The 16,115-nt window shown below is 41.0% G+C and carries 12 protein-coding genes; all 12 read left to right on the top strand.

All coding sequences use genetic code 11. The features are described from left to right. Positions 1–39: 39 nt before the first annotated feature. The 12 genes from QZR90_RS01245 (at position 40) to QZR90_RS01190 (ending at position 16,113) form a co-directional block, all read left to right on the top strand. Complete coding sequence (locus QZR90_RS01245; protein ID WP_295787886.1) at positions 40–1,167, top strand: Ldh family oxidoreductase; 1,128 nt, start codon at positions 40–42, stop codon at positions 1,165–1,167. A 251-nt stretch (positions 1,168–1,418) separates the two neighbouring features. After that, positions 1,419–3,572, top strand: a complete 2,154-nt coding sequence (locus QZR90_RS01240) for a molybdopterin-dependent oxidoreductase (protein WP_295787883.1) — start codon at positions 1,419–1,421, stop codon at positions 3,570–3,572. A gap of 169 nt (positions 3,573–3,741) precedes the next feature. Beyond that, the gene (brnQ, locus tag QZR90_RS01235) at positions 3,742–5,091 is read left to right on the top strand and encodes a branched-chain amino acid transport system II carrier protein (RefSeq protein WP_295787882.1); all 1,350 of its coding nucleotides are present in this window, start codon (positions 3,742–3,744) and stop codon (positions 5,089–5,091) included. Positions 5,092–5,347: 256 nt separating this feature from the next. Continuing rightward, positions 5,348–6,736: an amino acid permease gene (locus tag QZR90_RS01230; RefSeq protein ID WP_295787880.1), complete on the top strand. Its 1,389-nt coding sequence runs from the start codon at positions 5,348–5,350 to the stop codon at positions 6,734–6,736. Between the two features lie 612 nt (positions 6,737–7,348). Further along, a complete protein-coding gene (gene ilvD / locus QZR90_RS01225; RefSeq protein WP_295787878.1) occupies positions 7,349–9,016 on the top strand; it encodes a dihydroxy-acid dehydratase in 1,668 nt (555 codons plus the stop codon). 314 nt (positions 9,017–9,330) lie between these two features. Continuing rightward, a complete protein-coding gene (gene ilvA / locus QZR90_RS01220; protein ID WP_295787876.1) occupies positions 9,331–10,566 on the top strand; it encodes a threonine ammonia-lyase in 1,236 nt (411 codons plus the stop codon). Positions 10,567–10,615: 49 nt separating this feature from the next. After that, positions 10,616–12,331: a biosynthetic-type acetolactate synthase large subunit gene (gene ilvB, locus QZR90_RS01215; RefSeq protein ID WP_295787875.1), complete on the top strand. Its 1,716-nt coding sequence runs from the start codon at positions 10,616–10,618 to the stop codon at positions 12,329–12,331. After that, complete coding sequence (ilvN, locus tag QZR90_RS01210; RefSeq protein WP_295787872.1) at positions 12,324–12,809, top strand: acetolactate synthase small subunit; 486 nt, start codon at positions 12,324–12,326, stop codon at positions 12,807–12,809. Before ilvB ends, ilvN begins: the two co-directional genes overlap by 8 nt. A 222-nt stretch (positions 12,810–13,031) precedes the next feature. Continuing rightward, positions 13,032–14,039 (top strand): ketol-acid reductoisomerase, encoded by a 1,008-nt coding sequence (gene ilvC, locus QZR90_RS01205; RefSeq protein WP_295787870.1) that lies wholly within the window; start codon positions 13,032–13,034, stop codon positions 14,037–14,039. A 192-nt stretch (positions 14,040–14,231) separates the two neighbouring features. Then, entirely contained in the window at positions 14,232–14,471 is a 240-nt protein-coding gene (locus QZR90_RS01200; protein WP_295787868.1) for a DUF1653 domain-containing protein, read from the top strand. Between the two features lie 9 nt (positions 14,472–14,480). After that, entirely contained in the window at positions 14,481–15,254 is a 774-nt protein-coding gene (locus tag QZR90_RS01195) for an HAD family hydrolase (protein WP_295787866.1), read from the top strand. A 187-nt stretch (positions 15,255–15,441) separates the two neighbouring features. Next, the gene (locus QZR90_RS01190) at positions 15,442–16,113 is read left to right on the top strand and encodes a peptidylprolyl isomerase (RefSeq protein ID WP_295787864.1); all 672 of its coding nucleotides are present in this window, start codon (positions 15,442–15,444) and stop codon (positions 16,111–16,113) included. The last annotated feature ends 2 nt before the right edge of the window (positions 16,114–16,115 follow it).

The raw sequence follows: 16,115 nt of genomic DNA, 5'->3' as shown, positions 1-16,115 counted from the left end.
TGTATTAAGTGTGCTAAATGCCGATGAGGAGGCCTTGTTATGGAACACACAGTAACCGTCAAATATGATCAATTAAACCGTTTATGTATGGATGCCTTTAAGAAATTTGGCTTTTCCACTAAAGATGCAGCGATTATTCGCGATGTCTTGCTCATGTCAGATTTATATGGCATTGATAGTCATGGCGTACAACGCTTAGTGCGCTATCAAAAGGGCATTCAAAAAGGTATCATTGAAGTCGATACGAAGCCGGAAGTTATTTTTGAAACACCGGTTACCGCAGTGGTGGATGGACATCATGGGATGGGTCAGATAAATGGGCATTTTGCTATGAAATTAGCCATTGACAAGGCTAAGAAGTCAGGCATCGGTATAGTGACGGTAAAACATTCCAATCATTATGGTATCGCAGGCTATTATGCGAATATGGCTGTAGAAGAAGGCCTTATTGGTTTCTCCTCTACAAATTCAGAATCCTTAATGGTGCCAACGTTTGGTCGCATGGCTATGTTGGGTTCCAATCCTCAAGCTTGGGCAGCACCAGCAGAGCCATATAATTTCTTCTTTGATGCTTCTACGACGGTTGTTACGAGAGGTAAACTTGAGATTTACAATAAACTTGGCAAAAAGGTGCCAAAGGAATGGGCTGTAGATATTGATGGTAGTCCAAGCGATGATGCGGCTACGATCCTTGATAATTTGACCCATAAGCGAGGCGGCGGCATTATGCCTTTAGGCGGCAGTACTGAAGAATTAGGCTCTCACAAGGGCTATGGCAATGGCATGGTAGCAGAACTCTTTGCCTCTATTCTATCTGTAGGGGCTACGTCTCATCATATAGGTGAAGGCGGACGCGCCAATACTTGTCATGGATTTATGGCTATTAATCCGGCCTTCTTTGGTGATGCTGACGCGATTAAACAGCATATGTCGACTTTACTAGAAGAAATTCGCAATAGTCCAAAAGCTAAGGGGCAAACACGGATTTATACACATGGCGAAAAAGAAGTAGAAGCATATGAAACCCGCCGCAAGGAAGGCATTCCAGTTATTGATATGACTATGCTTGAAATTTATAATCTTTGCCAATCCATAGGTTTAACTTTCTCTGATTACTTCGGCGATTATGAGCCACCGGCTGCCGGTGATTTCAAAGGGAATTACTAATAGAGGGCCATCTTTATAGTGTTATGGATAAAGTTTAATCCTTATGGTGCTACTATATAGAGCTACTACTAAAGGTGAATCACTATAGTGCTACTAATAGAGGTTGATTTCTATAGCGCTTGAAAATATAAAATATAATATAAATTCTAGCAAAGAGCTCTCTACTGTAGAGGGCTCTTTACTTTATCTGATACTACAAACGTGGTATATTTAAGATGGCAGATACTATACATAAAGAGAGGAGCTTGGTGATGGAAACAATTCATAATTCCGTATGTCCTTATGACTGTCCAGATGCTTGTGGCTTAGTTATAAAGGTGGAGAACAATATAGTAAAAAAGGTACAGGGGAATCCTGACCATAGTTTTACTAGAGGGACTTTATGTCAAAAGATGGTTCACTATGAAGACGTAGTTCATTCTCCAGAGCGCCTACAGACTCCTTTGCGCCGTGTAGGCCCTAAAGGTTTAGGGCAGTTTGAGCCTTGTTCGTGGAACGAAGCGACAGCGGAAATTGCACAACAATTTAAAAAGACGATTAAGGATTATGGCAGTGAAAGTATTATGCCTTATTCCTATGCAGGTACAATGGGGCTCATCCAAAGCGCTGCCGGTGATCCTCTGTTTGCACGCCTCGGGGCAACGCGTCAAGATAGAGGGATTTGCTCCCCTGCTAAGCGCTATGCTTGGCAGGCCGTAATGGGTCAAACATTAGGTACTAGGCCTCAGGAAATGCAGCATAGTGATCTTATTATTTTATGGAGCCTTAATGCAGTGGCCACGAATCTTCACATTCTTCATGATGTGAAGCGTGCTAAAGCAAAAGGGGCTAAAGTATGGGTCGTAGATGTGTATCGTAGCAGCACCGCCGATCTTGGTGATGAAGTAGTCCTAACTAAACCAGGTAGCGACGGTGCTTTGGCACTAGGCGTCATGCATGTGCTAGTTCGTGATGGTTTAGTAGATAAAGAGTTTGTAGCAAACTATGTACAGGGCTATGAAGAACTGTGCAAGGATGTATTACCTCATTATGATTTGCGTACGGTAGCAGAGCTTACAGGTGTAAGTGAAGCGCGTATTGAAGAATTAGCCCATGCTTATGGCGCAGCGCAGGCGCCCTTTATTCGCTTAGGTAGTGGCCTGTCCCGTTATGGAAATGGGGCCATGACGGTGCGCATTATTACTTGCTTGCCAGCCTTGGTGGGAGCGTATGCAAAACAGGGGGGCGGATTTTTAGGCAGCACATCAGGAAGTGCCTTTATAAGTAAAGCTCTCATGGCTTGGAGCTCTCATGCGCCTACTTTGGATAGCTTAGAGCGCAGTGAATTTTATAATTCAGAGGAGGCTCTTAAACTTAAAGCGCAAATTAAAAGCTTAGCTTATAGTCTTGATGATACAGAGGCGCCTTTGCTAGGTCGTCTCATTCCTATGGTGCAATTAGGGCCTGCTTTATTGGATACAAAGAAGCCTATAAAATGTCTTTATGTGTACTCCTCGAATCCGGCGATTACTTTGCCAGACCAAAATGTAGTACGCGCAGGGCTGATGCGAGACGATTTATTTACGGTTGTGCATGAGCGCTTTATGACTGATACTGCTAAGTATGCCGATATTGTGCTACCTGCTACTTCATCCTTAGAGCATGATGATATTTATAATTCTTACGGTCATTACTCTGTTGGTTTAGGGCGTAAGATAATTGAGCCTATAGGGGATAGCAAGTCTAACTGGGATACAATTTGTACTATTGCGAAAGCCTTTGGCCTAACGGATGAGATTTTTAATCGTTCGGCTTGGGATTTAATTAAAGAAACGTTGGAAGGATCTGCTTTAACTGACGAAGAACAGCAGCGCGTTTTAGCAGGTGAACCGGTAGAAGTAGAGTTACCTAAACACTACAAAATGGATTTTAAAACACCGTCTGGGAAGATTGAAATTTTAAATCCTCAGGAAGATCAACCGTTGCCCACATATACAACACCTTATGGAGATGATGAAGCGTATTGGCTAATTAATGCACCAGATCCACGCATTTTAGATTCTTCCTTTAATGAGCGATATGGTGTAGAAGTAGAATGCAAGCTTGAGGGGCAAGAAAACATAAAAGAGAAAATCAATTCAAAACCCTATATGGCTGCTTATATGAATCCAAACGAAACTTTGGTTCAGGAACTAAAAGAAGGGGATACAGTCATTTTGAAAAATGAACGTGGGGAAGTGAAGTTGCCCCTTTACTTTGATGATAGGGTAGCGAAGGGAACGGTGCTTACCTATGGGGTATGGTGGCAACGGAATTCTTCAGATGAGGCAGTAAGCATTAATGCTTTAACGGCCAGCCGCATGACTGATAAGGGGACGGGCAGTACATTTTATGATGTAAAGGTAGGCGTTATTCCCTGTAAATAAAGGGTTTGTTAGATAGTAAAAATTTAACACTTATTAGTACAAAGCACATATTAAATAATAATATGCGCTTTCTGCATACTAAAATTAAAAAAATAAAGAAAAATACATTTGTCCATTCTAAAAAACTGTTGTATAATAAAACCTAAACTTGTGAAAAGGAGAGATTTTTATGGACAATCAAGCAAATTTAAACAACCGAGCCTATATAGCTATAGGTCTCATGTTATTCGCTCTATTCTTTGGAGCTGGTAACTTAATTTTCCCTGCCGCTTTGGGGCAACAAGCAGGTGAGAATGTATGGTGGGCTATTTTAGGCTTCATTATTACTGGTGTAGGTTTGCCATTACTTGGCGTTATGGCGATGGGCTATTCTGGCTCTAAGGACGTACAAGCTTTGGCTAGTCGCGTACACCCTGCCTATGGATTTATTTATACTGTACTTTTATACCTTTCCATTGGGCCAGCTTTCGCGATTCCTCGTACAGGCACAGTATCTTATGAAATTGCCGTTCGACCTTTCTTAGATGGCGGCGGCTCTGATATGACGCAAGGTATTGTGTTGGCTATTTTCTTTGCTATTACTTTATGGTTGGCTATTAACCCAGCTAAATTAGTAGACCGCATTGGTAAAGTCTTAACACCACTTTTATTATTGACTATTTGTATTTTAATTGCTAAATCTTTGATTACCCCAATGGGTAGCTATATGGCACCTATGGAGCAATATGCTACACCAAGCACAGCGGTGCTTCAAGGTTTCTTAGATGGTTACAATACACTTGATGCGTTAGCATCCTTAGTATTTGCTATCTTGGTGATTCAATTTGTTACTTTATCAGGTGCAAAAACTAAAGAGCAAATCACATCGGCTACATTTAAGGCCGGTATTATTGCTGTAGCTTGCCTTGGCTTTGTATATATCTTCATCGCTAATCTTGGTGCTACTAGCGTAGAGCAATTAGGTGTGCTTGAAACAGGGGCTCCTGTATTAGCAGGTAGTGCTCGTATTCTAATCGGCAATGTAGGTGCTATCGTACTTGCTATTATCGTATTATTAGCATGCTTGACTACAAGTATTGGTCTTGTAACATCTTGTGCTACTTACTTTAACCGTTTATACTCAGGCTTAAGCTATAAAGCATATGCCGTTATTTTCTCAGTAGTATCTTTCTTCATTGGTATGTTTGGTTTAAAAACTATCATTGTGTCTACTATTCCAGTGTTGATGTTCTTGTATCCATTGACTATTGTAATCATCGCATTAGCGTTCTTAGATCGCGTGTTTGATGGCCGTCAATGCGTATATGCGTGGAGCATTGGCCTTACGTTGATTGCCGCTTTTGTAAGTGGTGCTGAAACAGCCGGTTTTGCACTAGGTTCTTTTGGCGAAGCATTTGCTCAATATGTACCATTCCACGCTGTTGGTATGAGTTGGGTACCTTTTGCTGTAGTGGGTTTTGTAGTTGGTCTCATTAATAAGGCTGTTGTAAAAAAAGCTGCTGTAGCAGAAGTTAACTAATAGATTGGGCTAGTGCGAAGAAGATGAGTACTTTGTACTGTTGAGACATCTTCAAACTTGCTTGGGGGCAGTAGCGTACTAGTTAGTAAAAATAAGATAATAAAGATTAAAGGAACTGGGCTTAGGTTCAGTTCCTTTTTATATTTGGTTATTAATTTTGATTTGTGTCTATGCAGAAAGTCTGAATAAATCCTAGGCGTAATAAGCCCTTCTGTGTATAATAAGAAAGGTAGTTATGTAGCATAGGAGGAATATTGTGACTTGGTTTCGTAGGAAGTCATTGGCTGATTTAACGGCCGTGGCAGAGGAGAAAAAACTCACCCGTGCCCTTAGTGCCTTTGATGTAACCTTATTAGGTTTAGGCGTCATAATTGGGACGGGTATCTTTGTGTTAACTGGTATTGGTGCAGCTGATTATGCAGGGCCAGGCTTAATGCTTTCATTTGTATTAGCGGCCATAACATGTGCCTTTGTGTGCTTAGCATATGCTGAGCTCGTATCCATGTTGCCAGTTTCTGGTAGTGCATATACGTATACATATGCTTCACTGGGCGAATTTTTTGGCTGGTGGGTTGGCTGGGGGCTTGTGCTAGAGTACTCTGTAGGAGCTAGTGCCGTCGCCGGTGGTTGGTCTGCTTATTTGGTAGGCATTTTGCATGCTGGTGGAATTGATTTGCCACAAGCGTTGACGGCCGTGCCTCATGATGGAGGCATTGTGAATTTACCGGCCGTTATTGTTGTTTTATTTGCCACTTTGCTGTTGGTCTTGGGCATTCGCGAAAGTGCAAGGGTTAATCGAGTTCTCGTATTGATAAAAATTGCTACAATTTTCTTGTTTATTTTCTTAGCTGCCCCTCATGTAGATCCAGTTAATTGGACGCCATTCTTGCCTTATGGCTGGAAGGGGGTAGCAGCAGGGACAGCGATTTTATTCTTTGCTTATTTAGGTGTTGATGCTATCGCTACAGCGGCAGAGGAGACTAAAAATCCTAAAGTAGATATGCCAGTTGGCATTATAGCGTCTTTGGCGATTTGCACTGTTTTATACATTGCAGTCAGCGCCGTGATGACGGGTGTAGTGCCATATCCCCAGTTAGATACGGCAGCACCGGCTACATATGTGCTAGAATATGTAGGCTCCCGGTTGGGGTCGGCTGTTGTTGGTACGGGGGCATTATGCGGTTTATCCACAGTATTATTGGTGATGATTTACGCACAGACGCGTGCTTTTTATGCGATGAGCCGGGATGGTTTAATTCCTAAAAGCTTATGTCGCATTCATCCAACCTTCCATACGCCTCATATTATCACGATTATTGTAGGTGTAGTGGTAGCATTGATTTCAGGATTTACTCCCATTCATATAGTGGCTGAAATGTGCTCTGCCGGTACTTTATTTGCTTTTATGTGCGCGTCCTTAGGTGTCATGGTACTGCGCCGCGTATATCCTGATGTGAAGCGCGATTTCCGTTGCCCTGCTGTATATATAGTAGCGCCTTTAGCAATTGTTTTCTGCTTATTTGTATTTTCACAATTATCGGCGCACACCTTTGAATTATTTACAAGTTGGAGCATTTTAGGATTTTTGATATACACTTTTTATAGTCGAAAACATAGCGTACTTGCTAAGTCTTCAGAAAAATAAAAGAAAAAAGTTGAAAAAATTGTAAAATTATAGTAAAAAAGTATTGCACTTTTCTCATCATAGTGCTAATATAATGGACATGGATACACTTACAGTGGAACAATACATTGCAGGTAAACGAGAGTTTTCCTGTTGTGGAGTTTGGGATTAGATGTATCGATGATATATGACTAAATTGCAATGTGTAAGTAAAGGCCTTTAGAGCCTAGCAGGTAGTCATAATTTTGTATTAGTATAATCAGTCGTAGTAATGAGTAGAGGAAAGGAGAAGAAGTCATGTTAGCATTTGTTCTAATTATTATTAGCTTGCTGGTGATTATTGACATTATTGTCATTAGAAATGAACAAAACTTAACAGGCTTCGTCTTGAAGGTTTAAAAAAATCATTTCCCTATACTCATCAATGGAAACATTGGCATAGCAAGTTAATATGTGAGTATAGGCGTGGTTATTACGATTTTTTGAACATATCCTCATATTGTCATACGGACTTTTAAGACGATTCTTAGGAATCGTCTTTTTTTATTAAAAGCTAGAATTAATCAAAAGCTTACTAGGTAGTTAATTTAAAAGATACAATCTATAAAATGGATTGAGAAAGAAGAGAGACTTATGAAACGCAGCGATAATATTTCCAAAGGAGTGGCCAGAGCGCCGCATAGATCTTTACTTAAAGCACTTGGATTTGTAAATGAAGAAATTGGTAAGCCCCTCATTGGCATTGCAAATTCATTTAATGAAATTATTCCCGGACATATGCATTTGCGCAATTTAGTGCAAGCTGTAAAAGATGGGATTCGCGAAGCCGGCGGCATACCAATGGAATTCAATACAATTGGTATTTGCGATGGTACAGCGATGAATCACATTGGCATGAAATATTCTTTAGTTACGCGACAAATTGTAGCTGACTCCATTGAGGCAACAGCTATGGCAACACCTTTTGATGGCTTAGTGTTCATACCTAATTGTGACAAAATTGTACCAGGTATGTTGATGGCTGCCGCGCGATTGAATATTCCGTCCATCTTTGTCAGTGGTGGTGCTATGTTGGCTGGTACCTATAAGGGGAAGAAAATCGGTCTTAGCGATGTGTTTGAAGCGGTAGGCAAAGTGGAAGCAGGCCTTATGACAGAAGAGGAATTAGCGGAAGTAGAAGATGTGGCATGTCCAACTTGTGGTTCTTGTTCCGGCATGTACACAGCAAACACTATGAATTGTTTAACTGAAGCCTTGGGGATGGGCCTTCCAGGCAATGGTACAATTCCTGCCGTATATTCTGAGCGAACTCGCTTAGCTAAGCGAGCTGGCATGCAGATTATGGATGTTCTTAAAGCTGATCTTAGACCAAGAGATATTATGACTCGAGAAGCTTTTGAAAATGCTGTAGCCGTTGATATGGTCTTAGGAGGTTCTTCTAATACAGCCCTTCATTTACCAGCCGTAGCTCATGAAGCAGGTGTAGAACTTACGCTAGATGATTTCAACGATATTGCAGAAGTGACGCCGCAATTGTCTAAATTATCTCCATCAGGTCAATATTTTATTGAAGACTTGTATGCCGCTGGAGGTATTTCAGCAGTACTTAATCGCTTAGCAGTGCATAATCGTCTTCATAAAGAGGCTAAAACAGTATCGCTTGTAACACAAGGTGAAATTGCTGAGGTGGCTAAAGTACTTGATGAAGATGTAATTCATCCTTGGGATGATCCAGTATATAGCACTGGTGGTATTGCTGTATTAAAAGGGAATTTAGCACCAGATGGTTCTGTAGTTAAGGCCGGAGCCGTAGATCCAGAAATGTTGGTACATAGTGGACCAGCCCGTGTATTTAATAATGAAGAAGATGCAGTGGCGGCTATTATGGGCGGACAGATTGTAGCCGGTGATGTAGTGGTCATTCGCTATGAAGGGCCTAAAGGCGGTCCTGGTATGCGAGAAATGCTAACACCTACTTCTACAATTACAGGTATGAGCTTAGGTAAGGATGTGGCTTTAATTACAGATGGCCGCTTCTCTGGTGCTACACGAGGCGCATCGATTGGGCATGTATCTCCAGAGGCTGCATCTGGTGGTACTATTGCAGTGGTAGAAGAAGGAGATATCATTGAAATTGATATTCCTAATAGAAAGTTAGCTGTTCGTCTGAGCGATGAAGAAATTGCTAAGCGTAAGGCTGCTTTAAAACCATACAAACCTCAAGTGACTGGCTATTTAAAGAAATATGCGGCTCATGTTTCTTCCGCAGCACAAGGGGCTATTGAAATATATGAAGATTAATAAATAAAAATAAATTATAGGGTTTAGAGAATCTGTACACACTAGCCGATGAGAGGGCTAGTGGCGAGTAAAAAGAGAGAGTTACATATACACTAGTCGGTGAGAGGGCTAGTGGTGAGAAAAAAGAGGGCATTACATACAAATTAACCGATGAGTGGGTTAATGAGAGAAAAAAGAGCGTTACTACATATTAGCCGGTGAGAGGGCTAGTAAAGAGTATAGAGAACATAAAAAACTCGGCGGTGAGAGGCCGAGCATAGATAAAAAGAGAGCTAGAACATGTTGTTCTAGAAAAAGAGAAAGGACTAGGTAGGATGTTAAGTTTATATGATTTTATAGAAGCAAGAGAGCGACTTGGTACAGTGGCGGTGAAGACTAAATTGATTCACAGCTCTGTATTTTCCAAGGAAAGCGGCAATGATGTGTACATCAAGCCAGAAAACTTGCAGCGTACCGGTTCTTTTAAATTGCGTGGTGCTTATAATAAAATCGCCAAATTATCCAAGGACGAGAAAAGCAGAGGTGTCATCGCTTCTTCGGCAGGCAATCATGCACAAGGTGTAGCGTTAGCCGCACAGCGCTTAGGGACAAAGGCGGTTATCGTAATGCCAAAGCCGAGCCCTTTGATTAAAGTAGAAGCGACCAAGCAATATGGTGCTGATGTAGTATTAGCTGGTGAAGTATATGATGAGGCGTACCAAAAAGCAGTAGAGCTTCAGGAAAAAAATGGCTATGTATTCGTTCACCCTTTTAATGATGAAGATGTCATTGAAGGACAGGGCACGATTGCGCTGGAGATTTTAGAAGAATTACCAGATGCTGATATATTACTTGTACCTATTGGCGGTGGCGGTTTGATAGCCGGTGTAGCAGCGGCGGCAAAGCTAAAGAATCCATCTATTAAAGTCGTTGGCGTTGAGCCAGTAGGGGCAGCAAGTGCTACGGCTTCTTTAGAGGCCCATCATGTAGTGACCTTAGATGGAGTTAGTACGATTGCTGATGGCGCAGCAGTAAAACAAATTGGTGATATGACATTAAAATACATAGAAGAATATGTAGATGAAATCGTCACTGTATCTGATTATGAATTGATGGAAGCCTTTCTCATGGTAGCAGAGAAACACAAGATTGTAGGTGAAAATGCAGGACTTCTTTCTATTGCAGGCCTTAAAAAGCTCAAGGAAAAAGGCAAGAAAGTTGTATCTATACTCAGTGGTGGCAACATAGATGTGTTGACTATTGCATCTATGATTACTAAGGGGCTTATTGTGAGAGGACGCATTTTTACATTCTCAGTTAATTTGCCAGATAAACCAGGTCAATTAGTGAATGTATCGCGTATTTTAGCTGAACAAAATGCGAATGTTATTAAATTAGAGCACAATCAATTTAAAAATTTAGATCGCTTCCATGAAGTGGAATTGCGGGTGACCGTAGAAACTAATGGAGAAGAGCATATTGATCGAATTACGAAGGCCCTAGAAGATGAAGGCTATACGATTCATCGAGATAATTCTAATGAAGTTCATGAATATGAAGTGGCTCGGTAATAGTGGCTCTTAGCCTAGGGGTTAAACAGTTGAGAAAGGAAGTGTATGCATGAGTAGAGAGATGATTAATGGGGCACGCATCGTATTAGAAACCTTGCACCATATTGGCATTCGCCATATTTTTGGATATCCTGGTGGCGCAGTCATTCCTATTTATGATGAAATTTATAAATACGATGGATTAACACATTATTTTGCTCGTCATGAGCAAGGCGCTGCTCATGAAGCCGATGGCTATGCGCGGGCATCCGGCAAATGTGGCGTTTGTTTAGCCACATCAGGGCCAGGTGCTACTAATTTAGTAACAGGCATTATGACAGCACATATGGATTCCATTCCTATGTTAGCGATTACTGGTCAGGTAGGTTGTTCTTTGTTAGGTAAGGATGCTTTTCAAGAGTCTGATATTGTCGGAATTACCAGTCCTATTACAAAGCATAATTATTTAGTGAAATCCATTAAAGATTTACCACGGGTGTTGAGAGAGGCGCATTATATTGCCACTACGGGGCGACCAGGGCCGGTGCTCATCGACATTCCAAAAGATGTGCAAGTAGGACAAATTAGCCGCGATGAGTTTAAAAAGCTTTTAGAAGAGCCTTATCATTTAGAAGGGTATGACCCAACTTATGATGGACATCCACTGCAGATTAAAAAGGCCATCAAGCTATTAAAAGAGGCGAAGCGACCACTTATTATTGCTGGTGCTGGGGTCTTAAAAAGCGGCGCAGCTCAAGAGCTGTACACCTTAGCTACGAAGGGGCAAATACCAGTGACAAATACTTTGTTAGGTTTAGGCTCCTTCCCAGGTCATCATGAGCTTTTCCTTGGCATGTTGGGCATGCATGGTACGGCCAGTGCCAATTTTGCTACTGATGAAGCAGATGTAGTATTAGCTGTAGGGATTCGTTTTGATGATCGCATTGCAGGTAATCCAAAGGCCTTCTGCAAACAAGCTACAGTCATCCACATTGATATTGATCCGGCGGAAATTGAAAAAAATAAAGCCGTGTCTGTACCGATTGTAGGTGATGCTAAGAGTGTATTACGGGCTATTAACTCAGGACTTACTGAGGCAGACCGCAGTGAATGGGTAGCTATGATTAAACAGTGGAAGGAAGAATATGCTTTGCGCTATCATCCATCTCCTACAGGTGGCCTCAAGCCACAGCAAGTGTTGGAGTATGTAGATCAACAATTACAAGGTGATGCTATTATTGTTACCGATGTGGGTCAACATCAGATGTGGGCGGCGCAGTACTTCAAATATAAGGACCCTAACTCCATTATTACATCAGGTGGTGCTGGCACTATGGGGTTTGGCTTGCCGGCTGCTATTGGGGCACAGATTAGTTGTCCCGATAAAAAAGTCGTACTCGTTGTAGGCGATGGGGGTTTTCAAATGACAGCCCAAGAGCTTATGCTCATTTCTCAATACAAATTACCTGTGAAGGTCCTATTGTTGAACAATTCCTTCTTAGGTATGGTACGACAATGGCAAGAGCTGTTTAATGACAAGCGCTATTCTTATGTAGATTTAAGTGTAAATCCAGACTTCCAGACTTTGGCCAAAGCCTATGGAGTTAAATCCTTACAGCTTAGTAAAACGTCTGATTTAGCACAATTGGATGAAGCCTTAGCTTCTGATGAAGGCATAGTCATCGAATGCGTAGTAGAGCGCGAAGAAAATGTATATCCAATGATTCCAGCAGGCCAAACGGTGGCTGAGATGGTGGGCAAAAAGGGGGTACCTGACAATGAATGAGCATCAGATTTTAATCATCGCTAAAAATACGCCAGGTATTGGAGCTAGAATATTATCCCTATTTAATCGTCGCGGCTACTCTGTTATGAAAATGACGTCTGGCGTTACCGTCCAAACTGGCTATGCCCGTTTAACTTTGACTGTGGAGGCTGATAGCAATACACTGGACCAGATTCAAAAGCAGATTTATAAGCTTATTGATGTAGTAAAAGTTAAGGTATTTCCTGCTGAGAATGTGGTGCGTCGAGAGTTAATGCTTATCAAGGTTAAAGCGGATGATCAAACGAGATCACAAATAGTTCAAATCGCTAATATTTATCGCGGTAATGTACTGGATGTGTATCCTACATCTTTGATTATTGAGTTGACTGGGGACACTGAAAAACTTCGTGGATTTATCGATATTATGACACCTTATGGCGTATTGGAAATCGCTAAGACTGGCATTACAGCCATGAGTCGTGGCGATAGAATGTAGGAATATATATTTGATTACGTATTAAAGTATTGGTTTAGTTATATAGCATTATTTTAGTAATAAAGCTAGCCCATACAACATGCCTTGAGGGCATGCGCAGTGATATTATCTTGGCAAAGCTCAAGTTAATATAGAGATAGATAAGCTCCGTTGAGTTTATTAAATTATTGTGCCGAAGAGCTAAGGCTTAGAGGAACGAGAGAGATTGAGGAGGAATTTATTATGGCAGGAAACATTTTTGGAACAGCAGTATATTATGATGCAGATTGTAATTTGGGGGCTTTAAAAGGAAAGAAAATCACCGTTCTTGGCTATGGTTCACAAGGTCATGCCCATGCTCTTAATCTTAAGGAAAATGGCATGGACGTAACTGTAGGTCTTCGCGAAGGTTCTAAGTCCTGGAAGGCCGCAGAAGAAGCGGGACTTGCTGTTAAGACCACTGCGGAAGCAGTAAAAGATGCTGATGTAGTTATGGTATTAATCCCTGATGAACTACAAGCTGAAACTTATGAAAAAGATATTGCACCAAATCTTAAGAAAGGCGTATACCTTGCCTTTGCTCATGGTTTTAATATTCACTATAAGAAAATCGTGCCACCAGCAGATGCCAATATCTTCATGGTAGCGCCTAAAGGACCTGGCCATTTAGTGCGTCGTACCTTTACTAAAGGCAGCGGCGTGCCTAGCTTGGTAGCGGTTGAGCAAGACCCAGCTGGTGATACAATGGAAATTGCTAAAGCTTGGGCTGCTGGCATTGGTGCTGGCCGTGCTGGTATTCTTGAGACTACATATCGTCAAGAAACGGAAACAGATCTCTTTGGTGAACAAGCCGTACTTTGTGGTGGTGTATGTGCTTTGATGCAAGCTGGCTTTGAAACGCTTGTAGAAGCCGGTTATAATCCTGTAAATGCTTATTTTGAAGCTATTCATGAAATGAAGTTAATCGTGGATCTCATCTACGAAGGTGGCTTCCAAACTATGCGTAATTCCATTTCCAATACAGCTGAATATGGCGACTATGTTACAGGACCAAAAATTATTACAGATGAAACTCGCACAGCTATGAAAAATATCTTAGCTGATATTCAATCTGGTAAATTTGCTGATGAATTCTTGGATGATTATAAAGGTGGCTTCAAGAAGTTGTATGCAGAACGCGAAAAAGCGGCAGATCATGAATGTGAAAAAGTAGGTGCTGAGCTTCGCGGCTTAATGTCTTGGCTTAAATAATAAACATATGTAATTTAATAGATCCCCTGATTATACATATTAATCAGGGGATTTTTTGTATTTTCTATGATACAATAATCATAAAGAAAATTTCTGTTGTACCTATAGGACATGCCATTTTAGTTATATACATAAGCTATGTTGTCTTATAGGATGTTAAATTTGTTAGTAAAACTATTCCTGGAGGTAAAGATGCAGGAAATTGTAGTGGGTGGCTTATATCGTCATTTTAAAGGTATGTACTATTATGTAAAGGATATTGCGATTCATTCTGAAACAGGGGAGCCCTTTGTAGTGTATCAGCAACTATATGGAGAGCGTAAAACCTATATCCGTCCTTTGACTATGTTCGCTAGTCCTGTAGATCATGAGAAATATCCTGAAGTAAAGCAAAAGGAACGATTTAAACTGATGTCAGGACGCGATAAATAAGGAGGCGAAATGGAAAAAAAGTGTTTCTTTTTTGATATTGATAACACCTTAGCAGTATGGCCAGAAGGGATTATTCCTGATAGTGCGCTAGATACATTACGCCGATTAGAGCAGCAGGGGCATCGCGTGGCACTGGCAACAGGTCGACTGCAAATTGATGCCAGTCGTTTTGCCAAGATGGCTGAGTTAGATGATTTTGTAGCTGATGGTGGGCGCAGTGGCACTATAGATAATGAAATACGCTTTATGGAAGGCATGGATCGTCAGGCTTGCATTGATTATATTGAACATTTAGAAGCGAAGAATCTTCATTGGGCTTTAACTGATGTAAATGAGTTTATTCGCATCACCCCCTATGAAGATGTAGTCAGTTGGCATCCTAGTTGGGATGTGATGGAGACTATTTATGATCCAGAGTTTGACTATCGTCAGGTGGAGCATTTTTATAAAATATTTGCCTTTATGACACCTGAAGAAGAAATATCTAAACAGGTCGTTCATATGAGTTCGGATTTAATTCGCTATGGAGATAATTGCATTTTGTTTGAGCCCATGGTAAAAGGTGAAGGCATTCGCCGCATGTTAAAGTATTATCAGATGGAGCCTCATCAAGTGGTCGTGTTTGGTGATGGTTACAATGATTTATCTATGTTTTGCCCTGATTGGTATAAAGTAGCCATGGGGAATGGGCGCGATGAATTGAAGGCTAAGGCTGATTATATTGCCGAAGATTGCAAGCATGATGGCATCTATAAGGCCTGCAAGGCATTGGGTTTTATATAATTGTATATGTGATTAATAGTGTAAGTAGTTTATGGAACTATGAATTTGTGTGATTTTTCAAAGTGTGAAATCTCCACGGGTTGGATAAAATGGTTTTATATGCTATAATTAAATGTCAAGAATACCGCTCATGATTTGTGAGCGGTTTTTATATATAAATTGATTAACATCCTAGATTGAGGTACATATGAAACGACGCAATGAGTCTAAGTCAGCACGCAATACATCGTTTATGCGATTTCGTTGGATTTTAATAATGAGTTTATTAGTAGTGGTAGCGATTGTAGGGGCTTGTAGTTTTACTGGCTCCGATAGTACAGCTCAGGCTAGCACTAAGAGTACACAGACAGAAAGTAAGGCACCGAATTTTGATGCCACCCCTATAAAAGACCATTATGCTATTTTAGAAACATCAGAGGGTACAATTAAGGTGCGTCTCTTTGGTTCAAAGGCCCCTATTACAGTCAAAAATTTTGATTCTTTAGTAAAAGCTGGTTATTACAATGGCTTGAACTTTCATCGTGTTATCGATGATTTTATGATTCAAGGCGGCGACAATGGTCAAGGAGGCCCAGACTATACAATTCCTGATGAATTTTCTAATGATTTGCACTTTAATAAAATGGGCTTATTAGCTATGGCGAACCGTGGGCCTAATACGGGGAATGCACAATTTTTTATCACTTTGGGGCCGACCCCTTGGTTAGATAATAAGCACACAATCTTTGGCATTGTCACTCAGGGCATGGATGTAGTGGCCAAGATTGGCAAGGTGCCGACAGATCAAAAGGATAAACCGTTAACACCAGTGGTAATTAAATCTATTACTTTAGAGCCACTTTCTAATGATGGCAAATAATC

Origin of the sequence: uncultured Veillonella sp. (assembly GCF_900545795.1) — a bacterium.
Lineage (GTDB): Bacteria > Bacillota > Negativicutes > Veillonellales > Veillonellaceae > Veillonella_A.
The sequence above is the reverse complement of the archived record's forward strand: the minus strand, read 5'-3'. Positions and strand labels throughout refer to the sequence as shown.

Coding starts and splice junctions, on each gene's coding strand:
- QZR90_RS01195 (WP_295787866.1), top strand. CDS start 14,481: ATGGAAAAAAAGTGTTTCTTTTTTGATATTGATAACACCTTAGCAGTA.
- QZR90_RS01245 (WP_295787886.1), top strand. CDS start 40: ATGGAACACACAGTAACCGTCAAATATGATCAATTAAACCGTTTATGT.
- QZR90_RS01200 (WP_295787868.1), top strand. CDS start 14,232: ATGCAGGAAATTGTAGTGGGTGGCTTATATCGTCATTTTAAAGGTATG.
- ilvD (WP_295787878.1), top strand. CDS start 7,349: ATGAAACGCAGCGATAATATTTCCAAAGGAGTGGCCAGAGCGCCGCAT.
- ilvA (WP_295787876.1), top strand. CDS start 9,331: ATGTTAAGTTTATATGATTTTATAGAAGCAAGAGAGCGACTTGGTACA.
- ilvC (WP_295787870.1), top strand. CDS start 13,032: ATGGCAGGAAACATTTTTGGAACAGCAGTATATTATGATGCAGATTGT.
- ilvB (WP_295787875.1), top strand. CDS start 10,616: ATGAGTAGAGAGATGATTAATGGGGCACGCATCGTATTAGAAACCTTG.
- QZR90_RS01240 (WP_295787883.1), top strand. CDS start 1,419: ATGGAAACAATTCATAATTCCGTATGTCCTTATGACTGTCCAGATGCT.
- brnQ (WP_295787882.1), top strand. CDS start 3,742: ATGGACAATCAAGCAAATTTAAACAACCGAGCCTATATAGCTATAGGT.
- ilvN (WP_295787872.1), top strand. CDS start 12,324: ATGAATGAGCATCAGATTTTAATCATCGCTAAAAATACGCCAGGTATT.
- QZR90_RS01190 (WP_295787864.1), top strand. CDS start 15,442: ATGAAACGACGCAATGAGTCTAAGTCAGCACGCAATACATCGTTTATG.